Source organism: Blautia sp. HCP3S3_B11 (assembly GCF_052064435.1).
Taxonomy (GTDB): Bacteria; Bacillota; Clostridia; order Lachnospirales; family Lachnospiraceae; genus Blautia_A.
On record NZ_JBQHVP010000043.1, the window covers coordinates 1 to 2,735 of the forward strand.

A 2,735-nucleotide genomic window follows, 5' to 3' on the forward strand; every position below is an offset into this window, starting at 1 on the left:
GTAAGCGCTTAATTTTCAGCCGTTGATAGAAAAATACCCGGCTACTTTTCAGCAGCCGGAGAACTTTGACAATTCACATATGATTGATTCTGGCCGTTCGCACGACGTTTGATTTCTTCTTGCACGTTTTCATTCCATGGTGCCAGGAGTTCCAACTTTTCATCACTCATCTTATCATTTGGAAGTTTCTCAAGCAGATAAGTCAGATAGTGATAGACATTTACTCCATTTGCTTTTGCCATTTCTACCATCGTGTATACGACAGCACTGGCCTGGGCTCCATTAGGAGTATCACAAAACAGCCAGTTTTTGCGGCCGACTGTAAATGGCCGGATGGCGATCTCGCTGAGATTGTTGGAAAAACTGCACCGTCCGTCTTCCAGATAGGTTGTAAGATAGGAACGACGGTTCTGGATGTACGTCACTGCCTTATCCATTCTGGATCCGCGGACAGGTGACTGCTTATCAAGCCACGACAAAAAGCCTTCCACTATCGGCTTTTCTTTCTCAAGACGGGCCTTTTTGATAGCATCGAAGGAAGTGTACTTTGCCTTGATCACATCTTCCAGATGGAAGAGCTGATTGATATACATGATACCCTGCACGGAAGGCTGGGCGTAGTCCAGTTCCTTCCCTTTGGGAATGGCATCTGTCAGATATCTCCTGATATGTGCCCAGCAGGCTGTCCGTTTTGCGTCAGGGACTTTGTTGTATCCGCTGTAGCCATCACACATCAGATAGCCTTTAAATCCATGAAGGAAGTCCACCGCATTGTCCCCTGCACGGGTCTCCGAGTATTTATAGAGGATGATCGGAGGGCCGCCATCTTCACCACTGCGGAAAAGCCACATGTAAGATTTTGTCTGTGCACGGCGTCCCGGTTCATGGAGTACCTGCAGGGGCGTTTCATCTGCCATTGCAAATCCTCTTTCCAGAAGTTTCCGGTGAAAGTACTCATACATTGGAAGAAAAAATGCTTCAGAATTATGAATCACCCAGTTAGCCATGGTTGCCCTTGTAATGGCGGCACCATACTGTTTCCAGTCTTTTTCCTGACGACAGTACGGAAGCCCATTGCAGAACTTCTGATACATCACCCATGCGACCGTACCTGCAGACGCCATCCCATAGAGCATATGGGGTTTTCCATCTTTTCCTTTTTTTATCACGGGAAGGTCACGTTTGCTGCATTCAGGGCATGTATAGTTTTTACTGTAGTACTCATACACCTTCAGTTTTGCCGGGATAAAAACCAGTTCGCGGCGGACAAACTCTTCTCCGATCTCTTCCAATGCAGTATTGCAGACTGGACAGACTTTCTCCCCGTCAGCAAGATCCAGATATTTCTTCTGGACAGGGATCCCTTTGAAACGCTCTGCATCTGTAGTCCTGGCTTTCCGTTTCTTTCCTGTTTTATCTGGAATGGACGCCTCCAGTTCTTCTGCCTTGGCTGCAGCCGGGTCCTGTTCCATTTCTGCTTCATTGAAAAGGTTCAGCTGGCCCGGGATATCAAGAGTACGTTTCTCGCTGGAAGAGCCAAAGAGTTTTTTACGCAGAAGAGCCACTTCGTCTTTCAGGTTGTCCCTTTCCTGTGTCAGGGCTTCTTCCCGTTTATTGGCAGCATCGACAGTTGCCTGAAGCGTTTTTATCATCTTTTTCAGATCGGTGATCATATCTTTCAGCTCACGGAGCTGGATATCTTTGGAACTGTCTGCCACTGCTTTTTCCTCCTGTTTTTACTGTCTTCATTATATCAGAAAACAGGGGAATTTCCCAGTAAAACAGGGAGATTCATTGACTGAAAAATGCCGAAAAAGCAAGGGAAATACCTGCATTTATGTGCATGTTTTTATGCTGAGATCACGAGGTCTTGATCGCCTTTGGCTGTTCAATATCAATGCCGGACATCAGCCAGTCAAACTCACGCCATGTCAGGTTCCGGACTTCTGATTTATCCCTGGGCCATCTGTAAGAACCCTGTGCTGTCAGTCTTTTGTAGATCATGACAATACCATCAGGCTCTTTTAAGATTGCTTTGATGCGGTCGCATTTACGCCCGCAAAAAAGATAGAGTGCATGGTCAATCTCCATGGAGAACTGATCCTGGATGATCGCACACAGCCCATCAATAGATTTACGCATATCTGTCCTGCCACAGACGATATAGATGGCATCAACATTTGAGATATCCGCTAACATAAAGGCTCCTTCAGTGCATCCATCAAAACTTTCAGGAGAGTTGGCTGAATGGTATTGCTCATGCGTATCAGCAATCCTTTCGCTTCGATTTCAATCGTATGTGAATTGTCAAGGTGCATAGGACTGTTTCTTCCATTAGGAATCAGTTCTTCCGGAGAAATCTCCGGTTCTATGGCAATCTGAACCACATCTTGTTTATGGGATATAAGATCAAGAGTGCTGGCTTTTCCAACTGGATCCGGTATCTGGCAGGCTCTCTTGCGCAGACGGGTAACTGCATTATAAAAACAACTGGGAGAAATCCCATGTTCATTACACCACGCAGCATCCGTCAATCCGCTCTGCCTGCACTCATTTACCAGTTCCATCCATTCATCCAGGGAACGCCCTGGAGTACGTTTATTGCTCATAATGAAACCTCCAAATGTAGTGAATTTCTATTTCCTATCCATGGACTGTAGTAAAAATCTATTTACTATCATCATTATGAGCTTGAATTAGGCAAATGTCTATCTACCCAAGAATTAAGCGCTTAC

Annotated in this window: 3 protein-coding genes; all 3 read right to left on the reverse strand. The window is 45.7% G+C overall.

From position 1 onward, the window contains the following. Window positions 1–41 precede the first annotated feature (41 nt). Entirely contained in the window at window positions 42–1,718 is a 1,677-nt protein-coding gene (gene tnpC / locus ACTNC0_RS18090; protein ID WP_441088474.1) for an IS66 family transposase, read from the reverse strand. A 142-nt stretch (window positions 1,719–1,860) separates the two neighbouring features. After that, window positions 1,861–2,199: an IS66 family insertion sequence element accessory protein TnpB gene (gene tnpB, locus ACTNC0_RS18095; RefSeq protein WP_441088475.1), complete on the reverse strand. Its 339-nt coding sequence runs from the start codon at window positions 2,197–2,199 to the stop codon at window positions 1,861–1,863. Continuing rightward, window positions 2,193–2,609, reverse strand: coding sequence for an IS66 family insertion sequence element accessory protein TnpA (gene tnpA / locus ACTNC0_RS18100; protein WP_441088476.1), 417 nt, complete (start codon window positions 2,607–2,609; stop codon window positions 2,193–2,195). The genes tnpB and tnpA overlap by 7 nt, the downstream gene beginning before the upstream one ends. Window positions 2,610–2,735 lie beyond the last annotated feature (126 nt).

Excerpts from the sequence above, each read along its gene's own strand:
- tnpB (WP_441088475.1), bottom strand. The coding sequence starts at position 2,199 with ATGTTAGCGGATATCTCAAATGTTGATGCCATCTATATCGTCTGTGGC.
- tnpA (WP_441088476.1), bottom strand. The coding sequence starts at position 2,609 with ATGAGCAATAAACGTACTCCAGGGCGTTCCCTGGATGAATGGATGGAA.